The 19,496-nt window shown below is 46.9% G+C and carries 18 protein-coding genes; 8 read left to right on the top strand and 10 right to left on the bottom strand.

Annotated elements, in window-relative coordinates:
• Positions 1–94 precede the first annotated feature (94 nt).
• The gene (locus KN811_RS07445; protein ID WP_187965431.1) at positions 95–1,315 is read left to right on the top strand and encodes an MFS transporter; all 1,221 of its coding nucleotides are present in this window, start codon (positions 95–97) and stop codon (positions 1,313–1,315) included.
• A gap of 93 nt (positions 1,316–1,408) precedes the next feature.
• On the opposite strand, the gene KN811_RS07440 is transcribed toward KN811_RS07445, so the two are convergent.
• Together KN811_RS07440 and KN811_RS07435 are read right to left on the bottom strand one after the other, a co-directional pair.
• Positions 1,409–2,368, bottom strand: coding sequence for a phosphoribosylaminoimidazolesuccinocarboxamide synthase (locus tag KN811_RS07440; protein ID WP_187965432.1), 960 nt, complete (start codon positions 2,366–2,368; stop codon positions 1,409–1,411).
• Between the two features lie 203 nt (positions 2,369–2,571).
• On the bottom strand, positions 2,572–3,528 hold the full coding sequence (locus KN811_RS07435; RefSeq protein WP_187965433.1) for a PhoH family protein: 957 nt from the start codon (positions 3,526–3,528) through the stop codon (positions 2,572–2,574).
• A gap of 291 nt (positions 3,529–3,819) precedes the next feature.
• Here KN811_RS07435 and KN811_RS07430 point away from each other — a divergent pair, with 291 nt between their 5' ends.
• From KN811_RS07430 to gldG, 3 genes are all read left to right on the top strand, one after another.
• Positions 3,820–4,650, top strand: coding sequence for an SAM hydrolase/SAM-dependent halogenase family protein (locus KN811_RS07430; protein ID WP_187965434.1), 831 nt, complete (start codon positions 3,820–3,822; stop codon positions 4,648–4,650).
• A 118-nt stretch (positions 4,651–4,768) separates the two neighbouring features.
• Positions 4,769–5,515 carry a gliding motility-associated ABC transporter permease subunit GldF gene (gldF, locus tag KN811_RS07425; protein WP_187965435.1) on the top strand — a complete coding sequence of 249 codons (747 nt, stop codon included), beginning with the start codon at positions 4,769–4,771 and terminating at the stop codon, positions 5,513–5,515.
• 154 nt (positions 5,516–5,669) lie between these two features.
• Complete coding sequence (gldG, locus tag KN811_RS07420; RefSeq protein ID WP_187965436.1) at positions 5,670–7,352, top strand: gliding motility-associated ABC transporter substrate-binding protein GldG; 1,683 nt, start codon at positions 5,670–5,672, stop codon at positions 7,350–7,352.
• An 18-nt stretch (positions 7,353–7,370) separates the two neighbouring features.
• On the opposite strand, the gene KN811_RS07415 is transcribed toward gldG, so the two are convergent.
• Positions 7,371–8,135 carry a CDP-alcohol phosphatidyltransferase family protein gene (locus KN811_RS07415; protein WP_187965437.1) on the bottom strand — a complete coding sequence of 255 codons (765 nt, stop codon included), beginning with the start codon at positions 8,133–8,135 and terminating at the stop codon, positions 7,371–7,373.
• A gap of 222 nt (positions 8,136–8,357) precedes the next feature.
• On the opposite strand from KN811_RS07415, the gene lnt reads away from it, so the two are divergent.
• Positions 8,358–9,965 (top strand): apolipoprotein N-acyltransferase, encoded by a 1,608-nt coding sequence (gene lnt / locus KN811_RS07410; RefSeq protein WP_187965438.1) that lies wholly within the window; start codon positions 8,358–8,360, stop codon positions 9,963–9,965.
• Positions 9,966–10,060: 95 nt separating this feature from the next.
• On the opposite strand, the gene KN811_RS07405 is transcribed toward lnt, so the two are convergent.
• From KN811_RS07405 to KN811_RS07390, 4 genes are all read right to left on the bottom strand, one after another.
• Complete coding sequence (locus tag KN811_RS07405) at positions 10,061–10,783, bottom strand: head GIN domain-containing protein (RefSeq protein WP_187965439.1); 723 nt, start codon at positions 10,781–10,783, stop codon at positions 10,061–10,063.
• Between the two features lie 137 nt (positions 10,784–10,920).
• Positions 10,921–12,675 carry a PspC domain-containing protein gene (locus tag KN811_RS07400; protein ID WP_187965440.1) on the bottom strand — a complete coding sequence of 585 codons (1,755 nt, stop codon included), beginning with the start codon at positions 12,673–12,675 and terminating at the stop codon, positions 10,921–10,923.
• Entirely contained in the window at positions 12,668–13,012 is a 345-nt protein-coding gene (locus tag KN811_RS07395) for a PadR family transcriptional regulator (protein WP_187965441.1), read from the bottom strand. Before KN811_RS07395 ends, KN811_RS07400 begins: the two co-directional genes overlap by 8 nt.
• A 69-nt stretch (positions 13,013–13,081) precedes the next feature.
• On the bottom strand, positions 13,082–13,552 hold the full coding sequence (locus KN811_RS07390) for a DUF4870 domain-containing protein (RefSeq protein ID WP_187965442.1): 471 nt from the start codon (positions 13,550–13,552) through the stop codon (positions 13,082–13,084).
• 199 nt (positions 13,553–13,751) lie between these two features.
• On the opposite strand from KN811_RS07390, the gene KN811_RS07385 reads away from it, so the two are divergent.
• Positions 13,752–14,204 carry a DUF4442 domain-containing protein gene (locus KN811_RS07385; protein WP_187965443.1) on the top strand — a complete coding sequence of 151 codons (453 nt, stop codon included), beginning with the start codon at positions 13,752–13,754 and terminating at the stop codon, positions 14,202–14,204.
• Between the two features lie 246 nt (positions 14,205–14,450).
• On the opposite strand, the gene KN811_RS07380 is transcribed toward KN811_RS07385, so the two are convergent.
• From KN811_RS07380 to KN811_RS07370, 3 genes are all read right to left on the bottom strand, one after another.
• Positions 14,451–14,774 carry an Mpo1-like protein gene (locus KN811_RS07380; protein WP_187965444.1) on the bottom strand — a complete coding sequence of 108 codons (324 nt, stop codon included), beginning with the start codon at positions 14,772–14,774 and terminating at the stop codon, positions 14,451–14,453.
• Between the two features lie 57 nt (positions 14,775–14,831).
• Positions 14,832–15,983: an alanine racemase gene (alr, locus tag KN811_RS07375; RefSeq protein ID WP_187965445.1), complete on the bottom strand. Its 1,152-nt coding sequence runs from the start codon at positions 15,981–15,983 to the stop codon at positions 14,832–14,834.
• Between the two features lie 260 nt (positions 15,984–16,243).
• Positions 16,244–17,413 carry an amidohydrolase gene (locus tag KN811_RS07370; protein ID WP_247716429.1) on the bottom strand — a complete coding sequence of 390 codons (1,170 nt, stop codon included), beginning with the start codon at positions 17,411–17,413 and terminating at the stop codon, positions 16,244–16,246.
• A gap of 245 nt (positions 17,414–17,658) precedes the next feature.
• Here KN811_RS07370 and KN811_RS07365 point away from each other — a divergent pair, with 245 nt between their 5' ends.
• Together KN811_RS07365 and KN811_RS07360 are read left to right on the top strand one after the other, a co-directional pair.
• Positions 17,659–18,450, top strand: a complete 792-nt coding sequence (locus KN811_RS07365) for an isocitrate lyase/PEP mutase family protein (RefSeq protein ID WP_187965446.1) — start codon at positions 17,659–17,661, stop codon at positions 18,448–18,450.
• Positions 18,428–19,480, top strand: a complete 1,053-nt coding sequence (locus KN811_RS07360) for a bifunctional transcriptional activator/DNA repair enzyme AdaA (protein ID WP_187965447.1) — start codon at positions 18,428–18,430, stop codon at positions 19,478–19,480. Before KN811_RS07365 ends, KN811_RS07360 begins: the two co-directional genes overlap by 23 nt.
• Positions 19,481–19,496 lie beyond the last annotated feature (16 nt).

The raw sequence follows: 19,496 nt of genomic DNA, 5'->3' as shown, positions 1-19,496 counted from the left end.
ATTTTAACAGTCCATTTTGTTGTTAAAAGTGCAGGCCTGCATATCCGTTATGGGGAATTACCGTAAATTTGCTGTTTCCTTAATCCAAATTGCTATGCATAAGAATACTTCCACTTATGCAACATCGGAAAATATGGCTGAAAAAACAGTTTTTCCGGTGTTGTTCGCATTGAGCTTTTCACATTTGATGAACGATACCCTGCAATCGTTAATCCCTTCTATTTACCCGCTGGTCAAGGAGTCCTTTCAACTGAGTTTTGCCCAGATAGGGCTTATTACCCTTACGTTTCAGCTTACGGCTTCTTTGTTGCAGCCTGTGGTAGGATTGTATACGGACAAATACCCCAAACCGTATTCCCTGGCCATCGGCATGGGATTTTCACTTATAGGGCTGGTGGTGCTGTCTATGGCGCCAAACTTCGGTACGGTACTTCTGAGTGTAGGGCTTATAGGTGTGGGGTCTTCAGTGTTTCACCCGGAAGCATCGCGTATAGCCCATATGGCATCCGGCGGAAGGCACGGAATGGCACAGTCCCTGTTCCAGGTGGGAGGGAATGCCGGAAGCTCACTGGGGCCTTTGCTGGCCGCAATGATCATTGTGCCGTTCGGACAGTTTTCTGTGATCTGGTTTTCCCTGGCTGCTTTGGTAGCCATCCTCGTTTTGTCACGGGTAGGGAAGTGGTATAAGAACAATTTGTACAGGCTCCCCACCAAAAAGGTAAAGCGCGATAAGGTGGCGCTGGGACACCGTTTGTCCAGGAGACAGGTGATATGGTCGATAGTTGTCCTGCTGTTCCTTATTTTTTCCAAGTATATCTATATGGCCAGTCTTACGAACTACTATACATTCTACCTGATGGACAAGTTTGATGTGTCCGTGCAGGCCTCACAGGTATACCTGTTTGTGTTCCTCTTTGCCATAGCTGCCGGAACTTTTTTCGGCGGACCGCTGGGCGACAGGTTTGGCCGTAAATACGTGATCTGGTTCAGTATACTGGGAATAGCGCCTTTTACGCTTTTATTGCCTTATGTAAACCTGTTCTGGACAGGGACACTTACCGTTCTTATCGGCCTGATACTGTCTTCGGCCTTTTCTGCCATACTGGTCTATGCACAGGAACTCATTCCCGGTAAAGTAGGTATGGTTTCCGGCTTGTTCTTCGGTTTTGCCTTCGGCATTGCCGGAATAGGTTCGGCAGTGCTGGGCGATGTGGCCGATGCTACGAGTATCAGCTATGTGTTTAAGATGTGTTCTTTCCTGCCGTTGCTGGGGTTACTTACGGTTTTCCTCCCTTCGGAAAAACAAAAGGCATGATCCTGATCTACTAAAAAAATGTGTCATTCTGAGCGAAGCGAAGAACCTCATGAAGAATGACACATTTTTTTTAAGTTTAACTAATGATCAGGATTAGGATAAGTTACCCAGGTAATCCACCACATTTTTCTCTATCCGGCTTTCAATGTCACTGATATCAGCCTTTTCAAACGGCTCTCCCGTGATCTGTTCGTAGAGTTCTATATAACGGTCCGATACTGAAGTGATATACTCGTCATTCATGGTCGGTATCTGTTGGCCTTCCTTGCCCTGGAAGCCGTTTTCTATCAACCATTGGCGAACGAACTCCTTGGATAGCTGCTTCTGTTTTTCTCCTTTGTCCTGGCGTTCCTGGTAGCCATCGGCGTAGAAATACCGGGATGAGTCGGGGGTATGTATTTCGTCTATCAGTACGATCTTGCCGTCTTTTGTTTTGCCGAACTCGTATTTGGTATCCACGAGGATAAGCCCGCGTTGTGCAGCTATTTCCGTGCCCCGCTGAAAGAGGGCTTTGGTATAGGCTTCGAGTTGGATGTAGTCTTCTTCGGAGACAATACCTTGTTTCAGGATGTCCTCGCGCGAGATGTCTTCGTCATGGGCACCTCCGTCGGCCTTGGTAGATGGGGTAATGACAGGTTCGGGAAACTTGTCGTTTTCCTTCATTCCCTCCGGCATGGACACGCCACAGAGTTGACGCTTTCCGGCCTTGTATTCCCTGGCAGCGTGACCGGACAGATAACCCCGGATCACCATCTCCACTTTAAAAGGGGTGCATTTATGCCCTACGGCCACATTCGGGTCGGGAGTTGCGATAAGCCAGTTGGGTACGATGTCTTCGGTAGCTTTCATCATCTTGGTAGCGATCTGGTTCAGGATCTGTCCTTTGTAAGGAATGCCCCGGGGCATCACTACATCGAAGGCAGATAAACGATCGGTGGCTATCATCACCAGAAGGTTGTCATTCACGGAGTATACTTCGCGGACTTTACCTTTGTAAACATCTTTTTGTCCCGGAAAATTATAGGCGGTGGAAGTTATGGTATTGTTGCTCATGTTACACTATACTGATTTTTCCGCAAATATAAGTTAAAAGTTCAATCCCCTCTGCCTTCGGCATCTCCCCGAAGGGGAGAATATTATCTTTTTAATTGCCACTATTTTAGGAATCAGAAAATTAACCGAATATTTTCCTCCCCCTTGGGGGGAGGTGCCGCAGGCGGAGGGGGATCTTCTCAAATTCAAAAACTCTCCCACAACTACGTATTATTATGCTCAATCTTTTTATAAGCATCAATAATGTTTTTCACCAGCCTGTGGCGAATGACATCTTTTTCATCGAGATAAACCACGCCTATGCCTTTGATGTCCTTGAGGACCAATATGGCTTCTTTAAGCCCGGATATGATCCTTCTGGGAAGGTCTATCTGTCCGGGGTCGCCGGTGATCATGAACTTGGCATTCTTGCCCATACGGGTAAGGAACATTTTCATCTGGGCGTGTGTGGTGTTCTGGGCTTCGTCGAGAATAACGAAAGCATTGTCGAGCGTCCGGCCCCGCATAAACGCCATGGGGGCGATCTGAATGATACCGGTTTCCAGGTAGTTCTGTAATTTTTCGGCCGGGATCATATCACGCAAAGCATCATAGAGCGGCTGCATGTACGGATCAAGCTTTTCCTTCAGGTCCCCTGGGAGGAACCCCAGGTTTTCACCGGCTTCCACTGCGGGGCGGGTGAGGATGATGCGCTTCACCTGTTTTTCCTTCAGCGCCTTTACGGCCAGGGCCACCCCGGTATAGGTTTTTCCCGTACCTGCCGGACCTATGGCAAAGACCATGTCTTTCTTTTTCATCTGCTCTACCAGCCGCTGTTGGTTGACGGTTTGCGCTTTGATGAGCCTGCCATTGACCCCGTGAAGCAGTACCTGGTTGTTTTCCAGAGGGGCTTCATAAGCCTCTTTTTCATCACTGGTAAGGATACGTTCTATGGTATTTTCGTCCAGTTTGTTGTATTTACCGAAATACATGACCAGCAGGTCCAGGCGTTTGTCAAATTCTTCCAGGAGCTCTTCGTCGCCATAGGCCTTGATCTTGTTTCCCCTGGCCACGATCTTCAGTTTTGGAAAGTACTTTTTGAGAAGTTCAATGTTGATGTTTTGCTCGCCGAAGAATTCCCTCGGGCTGATCTCGGTAAGTTCTACTACTATTTCGTTCAAAAGCTGTTGGGTTTGATTATTTTTTAGTTATGTTCGTCATCATGCCATCACCGGAAAATGATAAAACCAGGTTTACTTTTGGTTTTTCCGGTTTTAAATACCCGGATTTTCACCGGGTGAAATCTTCAGTTATTCTTCCCTAAAGATACTATAAAAAAGTGTGTTGCGCTATATGGTTTATCCCCTGTTTTTTTAGTAGGTTTGTGCTTTCCATACCCCCTTGGATATATAAATGCGGTTAAGGGATCATTTTCTTGCTAAATTACACAAAAAAAGCGTCGGTACTATTTTATGGCTATAATAAGTTTAACTACGGATTTCGGGGAGAAAGACCACTTTGTAGGGGCCATCAAAGGAGCGATTTACAGTGAGACGGAAGACGTGAGAATTGTGGATATATCGCACTCCGTCAACCCGTTCAATGTGCAGGAAGCAGCCTACATTCTCAAGAATGCCTATAAAAGTTTTCCAAAAGGAAGCGTTCATGTATTTGGAGTAGATTCTGAACGGAACCCGGACAACAGGCATATAGCCGTATTGCTGGACGATCATTATTTCGTGGGGGCTGATAACGGGATAATGTCACTCGTGGCCGGTGAGATGAACCCGGACAAAATAGTGGAGATAAATATTTACAACGATCTGGATACCATTTTTCCCTGTATGGACGTTTTTGTAAAGGTGGCCTGCCATATTGCCCGGGGAGGAACGCTGGAAGTTGTAGGCAAGCCTGTAAATGAGCTGAAATCGCTGAAGATCTTTACGCCTATCATAAATACGGAGCAGAACCTCATTACCGGGCATGTGATCTATGTGGATAACTATGGAAACGTGGTGACCAATATTTCCCGGCAGCTGTTTGAAAATGTGAGAAAAGGAAGGGATTTTGAGCTTTATGCCCGGAATTATAAGTTTGAAAAAATACATAATAAATACAGCGATATCGTCAATTTTTCCGTGGAAAAACCCCGGCGCGATGACGATGGAAGGCGACTGGCCGTGTTTAATTCTGCCGGTTATGTAGAACTGGCCATTTACCGAAGTAACCTGGAAACCGTTGGTGGCGCGTCGAGCCTGCTCGGATTGAACTACCGGGATGTGGTAACGATACGGTTTTTATAAAGCCTGATATGCCGGTAATCGGTGATCGGTATACAGTGATCAGTGTCACCGAATACCGACCACCGACCACCGACCACCGACCACCGACCACCGACCACCGAATATCGAATACCGACCTATGTTCGCAATATTAAAGAAAGAAATAACCTCATTTTTCGCTTCCCCAGTAGGCTATCTCGTCATTGCGATATTCCTCGTGCTGAACGGATTGTTCCTATGGGTGTTTGACAGCGAATACAACATACTCAATTCCGGTTTTGCCGACCTTACCGCTTTTTTCAGGCTTTCGCCCTGGATCTTGTTGTTCCTGATCCCGGCGGTGACCATGAAGAGCTTTTCAGACGAAAAAAAGCTGGGAACGCTCGAATTGTTGTTCACCAGGCCGCTGAATACCTGGCAGATCGTTTTGGGAAAATACGGCGGGGCATTTGCCCTGACCATCATAGCATTGCTCCCCACATTGCTCTATGTGCTTACCGTATGGAAACTGGGAAACCCGGAAGGTAACCTGGACACAGGAAGCACGGCAGGCTCTTATTTCGGGCTGCTTTTTCTGGTCCTGTCCTATACGGCTATCGGGATCTTTGCTTCCACCCTGTCAGAAAACCAGATCGTGGCTTTCCTGGTCTCCGTGTTTGTTTGTTTCCTGTTTTATTACGGTTTTGAAGGCCTTTCTGCCCTGGGCACTTCGGCAAGCTCAGTATATCACCTGGGAGAAGGTTTTTCGGCACTGGGAATGAAAGCCCATTTCGATAGCATAAGCCGCGGCGTCCTCGATACCCGTGACATTATTTATTTCCTGTCCGTCGCTTTCTTTTTTTTGTTCATCACTGTGATTAAACTAAAAAGCAATCGCAACCGGTGACAGATTACCGAAACGGGGGCTAATGAGTTCAAGTGAATATTGAGATAAAAAGATGAATAATTTCTCCCCCTTGAGGGGGAGATGCCGTGGTTCCTGAGCAGAGTCGAAGGATAGGCAGAGGGGGTGTAACCCCAACAGAAAACACGATATCTGAATGAATAAAAAAAATATCCTGAATATCACTATTATTCTGGCCCTGCTCGTAGTGCTGCACTACCTCTCTACAACATTCTACGGCAGGTTCGACCTTACCCATGACAAACGCTATACCCTGTCGGAAGCATCGTTGCAACCATTGAAAAAGGTAGAGATCCCTCTTGTTGTCGATGTTTTCCTGGACGGTGACCTCCCGCCCGAATTCCGAAAGCTACACGACGAAACGAGACAGATACTCGAAGAATTTGCCGCAAGGAACAAAAACATCCGTTTCAACTTTGTGGACCCCCTGGAGGATGAAGAGAATTCAGAGGCCATTATCCGGGAATTACAGTCCATGGGGCTTACCCCGCTGAACTTTTCGGAAGAAAAAGGCGGGAAGATATCGCAGGAAATGCTTTTCCCCTGGGCATTGGCCAATTACGGGGACAAAAGCGTAAGGGTGCCCTTGCTCAAGAACAAGCTGGGCGCTTCCGATGAAGAACGCGTACGGAATTCAGTACAGCAACTGGAATACGTTTTTGCCGATGCTTTTGCCAAACTCACCATAGAGAACAAACAAAACATAGCCGTACTGAAAGGCAACGGGGAACTGGACGATATCTACATGGCCGATTTCCTCACCACGCTCAGGGATTACTATAACCTGGCCCCCTTTACGCTCGATTCGGTAGCGGCTTCCCCGCAGAAAACCCTCCGCGAATTAAAGAATTACGACATGCTCCTCGTAGCAAAACCGACAGAGGCCTTTTCGGATGAAGAAAAAGCGGTGCTGGACCAGTATACCATGCGCGGTGGAAAATCCCTGTGGCTTATAGATCAGGTAAGCGCGGAAATGGACAGTTTGTACAACGCATCGGGCAGGACCTTTGCCCTGCCGAGAGACCTGAACCTTCGCGATATGTTCTTTTCCTACGGAGTGCGTATCAACCCCGTGCTGGTCAACGACCTGTACTTTACCCAGATCGTCCTTGCTTCGGGAGAAGGAAACAGTTCGCGCTACGATCCTTATCCCTGGTATTATTCCCCCATGGTCTTTTCGCCCAACAATCACCCGGTGAACAATAATATCGAGGCCCTGCGGTTTGAGTTTGCCAATGCCATGGATACCCTGAAAAACAATGTGCAAAAAACCGTATTGCTCACCAGTTCGCCCTTGTCCAAAACCGTAGGGACCCCTGTGGAGATCAACCTGGACATCATTACTGAAAAACCTGATAAGGAAAGCTACAACAACGGCCTTCAGCCCCTGGCCATCCTATTGGAAGGAAAGTTCAATTCCATGTACAAAAACCGGGTAAAGCCGCTTGAGCTGGAAGATAACCTGGAAGAAGGGACAGCCACCAAGATGATCGTTATTTCCGATGGTGACCTGATAAAGAATCAGTTGAACAAAGGCCGCCCGCTGGAACTGGGCTATGACAAATGGACCAATAATTTCTATGGCAACAAGGAATTCCTGAAGAACTGCGTTAACTATCTCCTGGACGATAACGGATTGATCTACATACGAAGCAAGGAAGTGGCCATCCCTTTTCTCGACAAGGAAAAAGTGACAGTACAACATGCACAATGGAAGGCGATAAATCTCGGATTTCCCCTGCTTCTCCTGGCTTTGTCCGGTTTTATCTTTACATTTATCCGGAAGCGAAAATACACTTCAACAGGGAAAAGTTCTTAATGCTCCGATCCACTTATCTTAGTTGACAAGGGATGATCTTTTATTTGTTATTAGTGAGATAATGACGTAAAGAATAATGATCAACGGGATAGCAGCAAACCGGAGCATGGCCAGCAGAAGGGCACAGAGTATCAGGAAAACATATTTCACCGCATTTTCCCGGAGCCCCCAGTTCTTGAATTTCAGGGCAAACAGTTTAATGTTGGCATTCAGCATATAGCAACTGGCCAGGGTTATGGCTATGAGCACCCAGGTATTGCGTATAATGGCAAAGGCCATGTCGCTATCCTGATAGATAAGCACCAGGGGAAGTGACAGGATAAAAAGCGCATTGGCCGGTGTGGGAAGTCCCGTAAACGAAGTCTGCTGGTCGTCATCGATATTAAATTTGGCCAGCCGGTAGGCGGAAGCCAGGGGGATAAGCAGGCCTATAAAAGGGATAAACGATTCATAAGCTATAACGAAATAGGTGTCGTGTATATTAATGTCGATGACAGGGACCTCTCCCCATGTAGTATTTAAGCTCATTTTCAATAATTGATACATCACAATACCGGGAACCACCCCGCTTGTGACCATATCGGCGAGAGAGTCCAGTTGCAGCCCGATTTCGCTCTGCACCCTGAGCTTCCTGGCGGCAAAGCCGTCAAAAAAATCGAAAAAGATACCGAGGAAAACAAAGAAGGCCGTGATCCCAAACAATCCTTCTACGGCATAAATAGTTGCTATGGAACCACACAGGAGATTGAGAAGCGTTAGGGTATTCGGGATATGTTTTTTCATTCGGCTGAAAGTTTGGGTAAAAATACCATTAAATTTCCGCATTGAAAATTACATGAAAATTCAATATGAATATTTAATGTACTTTTAATAACTTGCCCGCTCGGGAACTGGGATGGTTTTGTTTGAAGCTCCTGTTATCTGAAACACAGTCTAAAATCCGGTCCCCAAGCGGTGGTCCCTGAGCGAAGTCGAAGGGAGCCGAGGGGGGCTAATACAGTAAAAATGACAAAAAACAACTTACTTCTCGCCCTGGTTTCTGGCTTGCTGCTGGCTGCTGGCTGGCCTGTTTACGGGGTTCCGATCCTGCTTTTTATTGCTTTTGTACCACTGCTTCTCGCCGAAAAAAATATCAGGGCCTCCGGTAAAAAAAGAAGGGGATTAAGGCTCTTTGCCCATGCCTACCTGGCCTTTGCGGTATGGAACTCCATAACCACCTGGTGGATATGGTATTCCACAGGTTTCGGGATGTTTTTTGCCATAGCGGTCAACTCCCTGCTCATGACGCTGGTTTTCTGGATATTCCACCTGGTGGCCCGCAAACTGCCACCCAAGATACACCTGGTATTCCTCCCGGCCCTGTGGATGGCCTTCGAGAAATTTCACCTCAATTGGGATTTTTCCTGGCCCTGGCTCAACCTCGGCAACGGTTTTTCCGAATATCCTTCCTGGATACAGTGGTACGAATATACCGGGACCTTCGGCGGTGACCTCTGGATATGGATCGTAAATATAGGCCTCTTCAAGACCGTTGAACATTTTATCCTGACCAAAGACAAAAAACGATTGGCTCTGGGAGTAGGCAAAAATGTATTGATGATCGCCATTCCGGTAGTTATTTCCCTGTTTATATATCACAATTATACAATCCCTTCCCCAAAAGCTGAGGTTGTGGTGTTGCAACCCAATATAGATCCGTACAGTGAAAAATACCAGATGGGTAATAATAATATGACGATGGCCCGGGACCTGGTAGATATAGCAAGGGGAGCTATGGATGATGATACGGATTATGTGATCGCCCCCGAAACAGCGCTTCCGGAAGGGGTAAACATAGACGGTTTCAAACGGTCAAGGGCCAGGGCGGTATTGCAACAACTCCCGGCAGAATATCCGGGGCTGAATGTTATTACAGGAGCCGATTTTTACAGGCGCTACCGGCAGGGCGAAAAACCGACCCCCACCGCTAACAGGATCAATGGGGGCGGATGGTATGATGCTTATAATGCAGCACTTCAGGTAGACAATACCGATAGCCTGCAGTTTTATATCAAATCGAAACTGGTGGTAGGTGTGGAGAACTTTCCCTTTAAAGAGATACTGGAGCCGCTTTTGGGGAATATCATGATAGACCTGGGAGGAACGATAGCTTCCAAAGGCATACAAAAAGAGCGCTCGGTCTTTACATCGGAAAACGGGAAGTACAAGGCCGCTCCCATTATCTGTTACGAATCGGTATACGGCGAATTTGTTACGGGCTATATAAACAAGGGAGCGAATTTCCTGGCCATTATTACCAACGACGGCTGGTGGAGCGACTCTCAGGGGCATAAGCAGCACCTCAGTTATGCCCGGCTCCGTGCCATTGAAACGAGGAGGAGCGTAGCGCGAAGTGCCAATACCGGGATATCGGCCTTTATAGACCAAAGGGGAAAAGTGTTGAAAACCCTTCCATACGGCAGCAAGGGAGCACTTAAAGGAAAAATAAGCCTTAACGAAAAAAAGACCTTTTACGCCACCTATGGCGATTATATAGCAAGGCTTGCCATTATGGTCGCTGTATTGATCCTGTTGTATGCCATAGGGCGGAAGAAGGTGAAAGGAATAGGCTAAGGATTCGGCCCCATGTCATTCTGAGCGAAGCGAAGAATCTCCTGCCTTGGAGATTCCTCCTATCGTCGGAATGACATGGGGCCGGATTATTTTGTTCAGTCCTTCCTTACGCTTCCGGATACCGACTTCCCGGTGGATACCGACTCCGGGTTACCGGAATACCGGATATCCCCGCCGCTGCTGGCACTGGCCGTGAGGTCTTCTGTAACGAAAACCGAGATGTTACCGCCACTGCTGGCCTCCGCATCACAGCGGGCTGTCTGCAGGTCTTCGGCCTTGATGACACTGCCGCTGCTGGCCCTGGCCTTTAGTGTATTGGCGGTCCCTTTTATTCTTATGTTGGCACCGCTGCTGGCCCGGCAGGTCATATTGTCTGCCTCTGTTTCGAGGCGAAGTGCACTGCCGCTGGTGGACTTCAGTTCCAGGTTATCAGCTTTCAGGATGTTCTCCACATAGACATCAGATCCGCTGGAAGAAGTGATGGCGGTGACCTCGGGCAAACTCACATAAACCTTTTTGGATTTGGCTCTGCCGATATTTTTTTCGGGATAAATACGCAATTCACCACCGCTTACTTCGGTACGGATAAGGTTGATCAGGTTTTCATCGGCTTCTACTTTAACCGTATAGTTCGCGTCCTGGGTAATATATACGTTAAGGCCGCTACTCGCCTTAATGGCGGTGAAGTTCTTAACCGAGTGTCTGTTTTCGGTCTGTACATTGCCATTTCCGGTAACTCCCATGATACGGTCTATCTGGCAGGAAGACAGAAAGAGGGCAAGTGCTGCTGCGATGAGGAATTTTACTACTGTGGTCATAACGTTTCGTTTTTTGGTTGATAGATGTGTGTTGAATGAATGATTGAGATAAAATGTATTGCAATTACAAAATTTTAATACTTTTTATTGTGATGATAAGTTTTGTTGCTGAGTTGCATTTTTTTATTGATGAACTGTTATATCAGGGTGTCATTTTTACTTCCGGTCTTGATCTCTATGCCTTTTTCATCGATCTTTAGCTTAAAGTTTTCGCCGTTCTCATCATTGATGTCAATATCGATACCGTTGGAATCTATTTTTACTTTTTCGTTATCCTTGTCTTCGTCGCCTTCATCCAAAATGGTCTTTTCTTCGCAGTCCAGGCAAATGAGTTCGTCCCTGCTGGTTTTCCAGTAATGTCCCTGCATATCATAACCGGAATATCCCATATTGTTGGCAAACGTATATCCCAGGATCCTCCTCAGGGAAGGATCCAGGAAAATAACGGTACCTTCCGGCAGGGATAGGGTAATCTCTACTTCCTGTTCGCGGTATTTGTTTTTATAGTCGGTGAGCAGGTAGTTCTGGAATATAAGGGTGTTGTCTGTCAGGGAAAAACCATATTCGATATCAGAGGCCTTTTCCCTGGCTTTTTCATAGCTACTGCTTTCAGCGCTTTTATGTGTTTTTATCGTGGCAGAAGAATCTACCGAGGTGTTAAAATTGATTATTTTAACATCCTCCAGATATAACTTTTTAGTGCCGTTGTTCATCACAATATCGAAATCGTCGTTATAAAACCGGTCGTCCCAGGAGCCGTAGTCTTCTGCTTTTATCAGCAGGGTGTCGGTTAACGGAAGAGGAAGCTGTCTGGTTTCCGTAGAACTGGCCGTAAAGGCTTTTTCCGTAGCCTGTCGTATGCCTATTACGGTGAGTCCTATGACAGCAATGATCCAGAGGGCCAGCAATACATACTTGGCCGTACTTCCTATGGATTTGAGATTGTTAACCAGTATTTTCAGCCCCAGCAGGAACAGGAAGAAAAACGGAATGGCAATGGCCAGGAAGGTCAATAGCGATACGATCCATACGGGCACTCCCGTAGTGTTGACCACTTCTATGTAATGTGTCCATGGGCCTTCGATAAAGCCTGCGGAACCAAAGATGAACAGGCTTACGAACAGTCCGATGATGGTGAAGGCCGCACAGATAATAAGGATAATGCCTATGAACTTGGCAAATACCTTGAGTAATACCAGGATGGTGTCTCCTACAAAGTCAAAAAAGGTCCGGGAGCTGGATTTTACCTTGTTGCCCATTTTCTTGTAGTCCACGTTTTTTACTTTTTCGGAGACTTCCTCGAAACCTTCCCGTACTTTCTTTTCGATATTACTGATGTTTGCGGGCTCGCCCTTCATGGCCAGTTTTTGTGAAGTGGTGGCAGCTTCAGGGACCAGTATCCAGAGGAGGATGTATATAACAATACCCGTTCCTATCCCGGCTACGACCAGCAATATCCATAAAAGACGTATCCATAGGGCGTCTACACCAAAGTAATGCCCCAGTCCGGAGGAAACTCCGCCAATATACTTGTCATCCGGGTCGCGGAAGAGTTTTTTGCTTATTCTTTGATGAGGCTGTTGTGTAGAAGTCGTTTCCTTTTCGGGCTGGTCGTCAAAGATCTCTTCGTCTACGAGATAGTCTTCGGGCTGTCCCATGATGGAAATGACCTCTTCTACCTCAGTTATGCCGATCACCTGTTTTTCGTTCTGTATTTTTTCAGAGAAAAGCTCGGCAATACGGGCCTCGATATCAGCAATGATCTCATCACGCCCCTGAGAGTCGGTAAAGGACCGTTTTATGGCATCGAGGTAGTCGCGGAGCTTTATATAGGCATCTTCGTCGATATGGAAGAACAGTCCGCCCAGGTTTATATTTGTCGTCTTATTCATTGTTTGAGGTGTTTTGGCTTGTTACGATAGTTACTGCGTTGTGTAACTCTTCCCACGTGGAAGAGAGTTCGTTTAAAAACAATTTTCCCGTATCCGTCAGGGTATAGTATTTTCTCGGAGGGCCGGAAGTAGATTCTTCCCAGCGATAATTGAGCAGCCCCGCATTCTTTAATCTGGTAAGCAGGGGGTAGATCGTGCCCTCCACGACGAGCATTTTTGCGTCCTTGAGGGTTTTCAGAATCTCCGATGCATACTTGTCCTGGTCCCTGAGGATAGACAGGATGCAATATTCCAGAACTCCCTTGCGCATCTGTGCTTTTGTGTTTTCGATCTTCATGAGTTCATAATGCTTTTTAATTAACTGTTCGTTTTTTGATTGATGTATGTGTGATGATTGATGATGAACTTATTTTAAAAATGAAATGGTCAGGGGATACCTGTATTCCATGCCCTCGTGGGCACGCATTGCAGCCATGATGGTACAGATAACGTTCAGCAGAAAAAGAGACAGGCCCAGTATACCGAAAACGCTCCAGAATACCAGGTGCTCCCCCAGGTTGAAAAAATTTCTGAAACTGAAATTTATAACATGTGTGTTGAGTTCGTGGAGATCGGACAACCCTATAAAATCCCAGGTCGTAAAAAAAGCAAGAGGTATGGCCAGGATTCCCAGAAAAATGCTGTACAACAAAATGCTTACCTGAAAATTAATGGCCTGCTTGCCGTGATGCTCCACGAAAGGCGATGCTTTTTTATTGGACATCCACAATACCAGCGGAAGTAAAAAATTCCCGAAGGGGATAAGGTACTTGGAAAAGGTAGAAGCATGTATGATCGCTGCTACGTTTTTGTGATTTTGTGTGATAGTTGATTCCATAACCTATTATTTTCTTATGCAAATATATATCTAAAAACAGGTATTATGCAAAACATAGTACTGTAAATTAACATAACATTAACATTTTAAGTTTCCCGGTGTTCGGGTAGACGGGTGTCGAAACCGAATACCCGAACACTCGTACACCTGAATACTCGCAACAATATTTTCTATATCTTAGGGGGGTAAAATCAGACCTATGAAGATAAGCCCAAAAAAACTGAACACATTTACCATGTTAAAAATACCGTCTGCCTGGTTGTGTGGTGTGCGGGTAAAAAGTATTGACGGAACGAGTTGTGTGGTTTCGGTAAAACACCGGTGGATCAATCAAAATCCGTTTAACTCCATGTTCTGGGCCGTACAGGGCATGGCAGCAGAATTATCTACCGGAGCCATGGTCATATCCGGGATCAGGGCCAGCGGAAAACGGATATCCATGCTGGTGGCCAATAACAAGGCCAGTTTTTCCAAAAAAGCCCGGGGAAGAATTACGTTTACCTGTAATGACGGACATCTTATTGACGAGGCTATACAAAAAACCATCGAAACGGGAGAAGGGCAGACCTTCTGGATGAAATCCGTAGGCATGGACCGCAATGGCGATGTGGTCTCCACCTTTAATTTCGAATGGACGGTTAGAGTTAAGTAGCCGGGGAGTTGGTGGGGTGCTGTTGTTTATAAAGATTGGTAGGAGATTGATGTAGATTGAATGAAATAGATGTCCCCTCTGCCTTCGGCATCTCCCCTAAGGGGACGGTTTTTACCTTTTTTATACCGGAATGGAAGTGTAATAAAATTATAGTGTTTAAAGGATAATTTTTTCCCCTCCGGGGGAGATGCCGAAGGCAGAGGGGGACCGTCAAAGCGCTATCCAACGACCTGTAACCTTAAATTTTCAACCGTCTTTTCGACTATCAAATGAACGCTTTCCAAGGATAATTTCAAAAAAGAGTTTAAAGTCCGATAACAGGCTCCACAACGGGTATTTGAAAGTGGCAGGCTTGTTCTTTTCAAAGAAGGCATGGCCCATCCAGGCAAAACCATAGCCCACTACGGGTACAAGCAGCCATCGCCATCCGCCTTTGCCGATTATAAAGGCCGCGGCAAGTACAAAAACGAGGAATGTACCGGTAAAATGCAGTATACGGCTGGTCTTGTTACGGTGTTCGGTAAGGTAGAATTTGTAAAATTCCCTGTATGATGTTATCCTTTCTTTCATGATCCCGGGATTGAAAAGAACATCAAAAGTTACAAAAAAAAGCTAAGTCATACACAATCAGTCCACTATTTTTCTGGGGATGTCGCGGGAAAGCCTGGCCAGGAGCTCGTAATTGAGCTGGTCACTGTAATCGCTGAAGGAGGCCACGGTCATATCGTCCTGCTCCTGGGCACCGATCATCACTACTTCGTCTCCCTTCTTTAAGTCCGTGATCACGGAAACATCAACGATCATCATGTTCATGCCTACGCTACCTACTACAACACAACGGTGGCCGTGTATCAGCACCCGGCCCTGGTTGCTCAGCGAACGGCTGTACCCGTGCGAATAGCCTATGGGGACCACAGCGATCTTCATTTTCTGTTTGGCCATAAAATGTGTGCCATAGCCGATAAAATCCCCGGCCCTGATCTTTTTGATGCTCATCACCTTGCTTTTCCACGCTATAACTCTTCGCAAGGGGTCGGTTTTGGCCTTTCGTCTGTTAAGCAGGCTCACAAAAGTCTCCGGGCTGGGCCACAGGCCGTACTGCATGATCCCTATACGCACCATGTCCATTCGTGTTTCCGGGTATACCATAGCCGCTGCGGAACATGCGGTATGCCTTATTTCCGGGCGCAGCCCCTCCTTGATGAACAGGCTGTGTACCTTCTTAAAAACTTTGATCTGTTCCGTAACCCGGTAATAGTTGGCCACGCTTTCCGCCCCGGCATAGTGCGTGCAAAGTCCTTTGAGCTGAAGGTGGTCTTTTTCCTTTTGTATATACCTGATCACGCCCGGAATTTCCCTGAGGTCGAACCCCGTACGGTTCATCCCGGTTTCGACCTCCACATGTATACAGGCCTTTTTTCCGAGCTTTTTAGCTACCCTTACCGCTTTTTGCAGCCGGTCTTTTTCGAAAACAAAAAAAGAAACATCATTGGCCACTGCCCAGGCGAGCGATTCGTTTTCGACAAAGCCCATGATCATGATCTCCGTATTTTTCCCGGCCACCTCCCTGACCTTTCTGGCTTCGTTGGAATCAAAAACAGAAAAATGGTCAATACCACACCGGGAGGCCATCCGCACAAATTCCCTGATACCGTGACCATACGCATTCCCTTTGACTACCGACGATATCCTTACCTCACGGCCAAAAGTTCTTTTTAAGAAAGACAGGTTTTTTTTCAATGCGGAAAGGCTGAGTTCTATGGTGGAATTTGTATGCATGGTCTGTATGTTTTATAGATTGATCGGAGATTGATACTTAAAAACCCTGATCTTAATGTAACTTGAGATTCTATGTTAAAAAACGTCACCGCGAGCGGAGCGCGGCAGTCTCCCCACAGGTTTGCGCTTACCTTTGGAGGTTAGTTGGCTGCCTCCGTGAGATTGCTGCGTTGCCTCCTTGGGTCGGCTTCTCGCAATGACCCTCTTACCTTATATCGAACCCATATTAATTTAGCTCAATCTTTTTCCTTCAATCTGCATCAATCCCATTCAATCTTTCCGGAAGTCACCTTTTTAATAAGTTCGTAAAACATCCGCACCCCTACCGGAATGATCTTATCGGGAAAATCATAATCCGGATTGTGCAGGGCAGGAGTATCCTCTCCGGCCCCCAGCCCGAACATGGCTCCGGGGAATTTCCGGGTAAACAGCCCGAAATCCTCACCCCAGCCAAAAGGAGTTTCCTTTTCGAACAGGTCGAAGCCCTGTTCCGAAGCGATGTCCCGTATCCATTGTACTGCCCGGGCATCGTTCTCATTGGCAAAAAATTTTTGGGTCCATGAAATATGCTCCTTTAAGCCGTGCCTGTATGCAGCTTCCCGGGCGATCTTTTCGGCTGTTTCCCCGATCTCCTTCATCCTTTGGTTGGTCTTGCAACGGATGGTAAAATGTACTTCTCCTTCTCCTGCCGATACCCCGTAAGCGATCTCGCCCATCCTGATGTGTATGGGGGTTACGATACAAAAATGATCAGTATTGATATCCGGATGGGCCAGGGAGCGGAATTCCCGGACGATCTCCGCAATGGCATAAGCGGGATTAATTCCTTTTTCCGGTTCGCCCGCATGGGCAGTCTTTCCTTTCAGCGCAATGACAATACTGTTTACCGCGGGCGTAAAAACCCCTTCCTTGATAACGATCTGTCCTTTAGGAAAGGAGGGAACATTGTGCAGGGCAAATACATAATCGGGGGTGATCTCCGCAAAACCCGGATCGGACAGCACTTTTCCGGCACCACTGCCGTCTTCTTCCGAAGGTTGAAAAAGCAGGACCACCCTGCCTTTGCCCGGGCGTTGTTGATGTAACAGTTCTGCCAGTCCGGCTACCATGGCCATATGTCCGTCGTGGCCGCATTTATGGGAAACCCCGGGACTTTCAGAACGATGATCGAAAGTGTTTGTTTCCGGTATGGGCAGGGCGTCCAGTTCACACCGGATAAGGACCGTTTTTCCTTCTTCTCTCCCTTTGTATATAGCGGCAATACCCGTTCCGCCCAGGCCTTCGATAAGCCGGTCGGGGGAGTAATCCTGTAAAAAGGCGTTGATTTTTTTCGTGGTTTCGTATTCCCGGCCCGATACTTCCGGATAGCGGTGGAGATATCTCCGGAAGCGGGTCAGTTTTTCTATGTCGATCATGTGGTTTTCTGCCATGAACATAAGATGTTTTCAGGGAAACCTGTGTTGTAACGGGAGTGATTGTCCTACTAATTTAGGAAATTATTAGTCATTAAGGAAATTGGGGGTGCCGATCGCCGGTTACCGGTTGCGGGTTGTCAGTTGCCATTTTAACCTGTAACCTGTAACTGGCAACCTGCAACTGTCCTCCAAAAAATACCTGTCCATTTTTCGGTTGTAAAGCAAAACCGGATTTTGTCATTTTGCTTTAAAAAAGGATCATGAACAAATACAAAGAATTTTCAGAACTGCATCACCAGTCCACGCCTTTTGTTCTAGGTAACGTTTGGGATGTAAAAAGCGCTGAGGTCATGGAACAGCAGGGCTTTAAGGCCCTGGGGACTTCGAGTGCTGCAATTTCGCATATGCTGGGCTATGAAGACGGGGAAAACCTGCCTTTTGACGAATTGTTTTTTATAGTGAAGCGGATCGCCGCCGGGACGAGTGTACCACTTTCTGTCGATATCGAAGGCGGATATGGCGAAAGCGTATCGGAAATTATCGCGAATATTGAAAAACTTTACCACCTCGGTGTGGCCGGAATAAATATTGAAGATTCCAGGGTAGGGGGCGAAAGAAAACTCCTCTCTGCCGAAGACTTCAGCGAGGTAATAGGGGAAGTGAAGAACCATTTGAAACAAGCGGGAAAGGACTTGTTTATCAATGTCAGGACAGATACTTTTATACTGGGTATACCTTCGGCAACCGAAGAAACGGTGAAAAGGGCAAAACTGTATGAACAGGCCGGGGTAGACGGGTTATTTGTACCCTGCATAGTGAAAGAGCAGGATATAAGAACAGTGATCTCCGGTACTTTATTGCCTGTCAATGTGATGTGTATGCCGGAATTGCCTTCTTTTGAGAGCCTGGCAGAATGTGGTGTGAAGCGGATAAGTATGGGGAATTTCATTCATTCCGGTTTAATGGATATATTTACGGAAACCATAAAAAACATACGGGCCGAAGGCTCGTTTAAAACCTTGTTTAAAAATGCTGGTCACGGAAAAGGATAAAATAAAACGCTTTTACACAGCCCTGCTGGAGAGGGACAGCCAGTATGTAGGCGTTTTTTATGTATGTGTAAAAACTACCGGGGTATTTTGTGTATCGACATGCCGGGCCAGGAAACCCAAGCCCGAAAATGTTGTTTTCTGTACCACCTCAAAAGACGCGCTCAGGCATGGATACCGTCCTTGTAAAGTGTGCCGCCCTACCGAGAATGTCGACGAACCACCGGAAGAGATCAAAACACTGATGCGGATGGTATCTGCACAGCCGGAAAGAAAGTTGTCCGACGGGGATATCCGGCAAATGGGCTATACGCCGGAAACCATTCGGAGGTGGTTTAAGAAGCACCACGGGCTTACCTTTCAGGCCTATCAACGTATGATACGGGTTAACATAGCTTTCCGGGAACTGAAAAACGGGACCAGGGTCACAGATTCTGCTTTCGACTCCGGTTACGAATCCCTGAGTGGCTTCGGAGCTGCCTTTAAAAATGTTTTTGGCGTGGCCCCGGATGATGCCCGGGACAGGAATGTGATCTACATTCACCGTTTTACCACACCTCTCGGGCCGATGTATGCCTGTGCCACGGACCAGGGGCTTTGCCTCCTAGAATTTACGGACCGGAGAATGCTGGAATCCGAATTCAGGGACCTGTCGCGACGGCTCAGGGCGGTGATCATCTCCGGGAGTAATACACATCTGAAAACCACCGAAAAACAAATTGGCGAATATTTTGAAGGCAGGAGGATGAAATTCGATATTCCGCTGGTAACACCCGGAACGGATTTCCAGCAACTCGTATGGCAAAAACTCACCGAAATACCTTATGGTACTACCCGGTCCTATGGAGAACAGGCCGTAACCATGAACAGGCCCAGTGCGGTAAGGGCAGTAGCAAGAGCCAACGGACTTAACAGGATCTCCATTATTATTCCCTGCCACCGGGTCATAGGCGCCAACGGACAGCTTACCGGTTACGGTGGCGGAATAGCCCGGAAAAAATGGCTGCTGGACCACGAAAGCAAAAATTTGTAATACGCTCTCTACCTGT

Source organism: Sinomicrobium weinanense, assembly GCF_018863395.1.
GTDB classification, from domain to species: Bacteria; Bacteroidota; Bacteroidia; order Flavobacteriales; family Flavobacteriaceae; genus Sinomicrobium; species Sinomicrobium weinanense.
Note: the sequence above shows the minus strand (reverse complement) of the source record. Positions and strands in the feature narration are given on the sequence as shown.

Coding starts and splice junctions, on each gene's coding strand:
- KN811_RS07445 (WP_187965431.1), top strand. CDS start 95: ATGCATAAGAATACTTCCACTTATGCAACATCGGAAAATATGGCTGAA.
- KN811_RS07440 (WP_187965432.1), bottom strand. CDS start 2,368: ATGAGCAACAATACCATAACTTCCACCGCCTATAATTTTCCGGGACAA.
- KN811_RS07430 (WP_187965434.1), top strand. CDS start 3,820: ATGGCTATAATAAGTTTAACTACGGATTTCGGGGAGAAAGACCACTTT.
- gldF (WP_187965435.1), top strand. CDS start 4,769: ATGTTCGCAATATTAAAGAAAGAAATAACCTCATTTTTCGCTTCCCCA.
- gldG (WP_187965436.1), top strand. CDS start 5,670: ATGAATAAAAAAAATATCCTGAATATCACTATTATTCTGGCCCTGCTC.
- KN811_RS07415 (WP_187965437.1), bottom strand. CDS start 8,135: ATGAAAAAACATATCCCGAATACCCTAACGCTTCTCAATCTCCTGTGT.
- lnt (WP_187965438.1), top strand. CDS start 8,358: ATGACAAAAAACAACTTACTTCTCGCCCTGGTTTCTGGCTTGCTGCTG.
- KN811_RS07405 (WP_187965439.1), bottom strand. CDS start 10,783: ATGACCACAGTAGTAAAATTCCTCATCGCAGCAGCACTTGCCCTCTTT.
- KN811_RS07400 (WP_187965440.1), bottom strand. CDS start 12,675: ATGAATAAGACGACAAATATAAACCTGGGCGGACTGTTCTTCCATATC.
- KN811_RS07395 (WP_187965441.1), bottom strand. CDS start 13,012: ATGAAGATCGAAAACACAAAAGCACAGATGCGCAAGGGAGTTCTGGAA.
- KN811_RS07390 (WP_187965442.1), bottom strand. CDS start 13,552: ATGGAATCAACTATCACACAAAATCACAAAAACGTAGCAGCGATCATA.
- KN811_RS07385 (WP_187965443.1), top strand. CDS start 13,752: ATGAAGATAAGCCCAAAAAAACTGAACACATTTACCATGTTAAAAATA.
- KN811_RS07380 (WP_187965444.1), bottom strand. CDS start 14,774: ATGAAAGAAAGGATAACATCATACAGGGAATTTTACAAATTCTACCTT.
- alr (WP_187965445.1), bottom strand. CDS start 15,983: ATGCATACAAATTCCACCATAGAACTCAGCCTTTCCGCATTGAAAAAA.
- KN811_RS07370 (WP_247716429.1), bottom strand. CDS start 17,413: ATGGCAGAAAACCACATGATCGACATAGAAAAACTGACCCGCTTCCGG.
- KN811_RS07365 (WP_187965446.1), top strand. CDS start 17,659: ATGAACAAATACAAAGAATTTTCAGAACTGCATCACCAGTCCACGCCT.
- KN811_RS07360 (WP_187965447.1), top strand. CDS start 18,428: ATGCTGGTCACGGAAAAGGATAAAATAAAACGCTTTTACACAGCCCTG.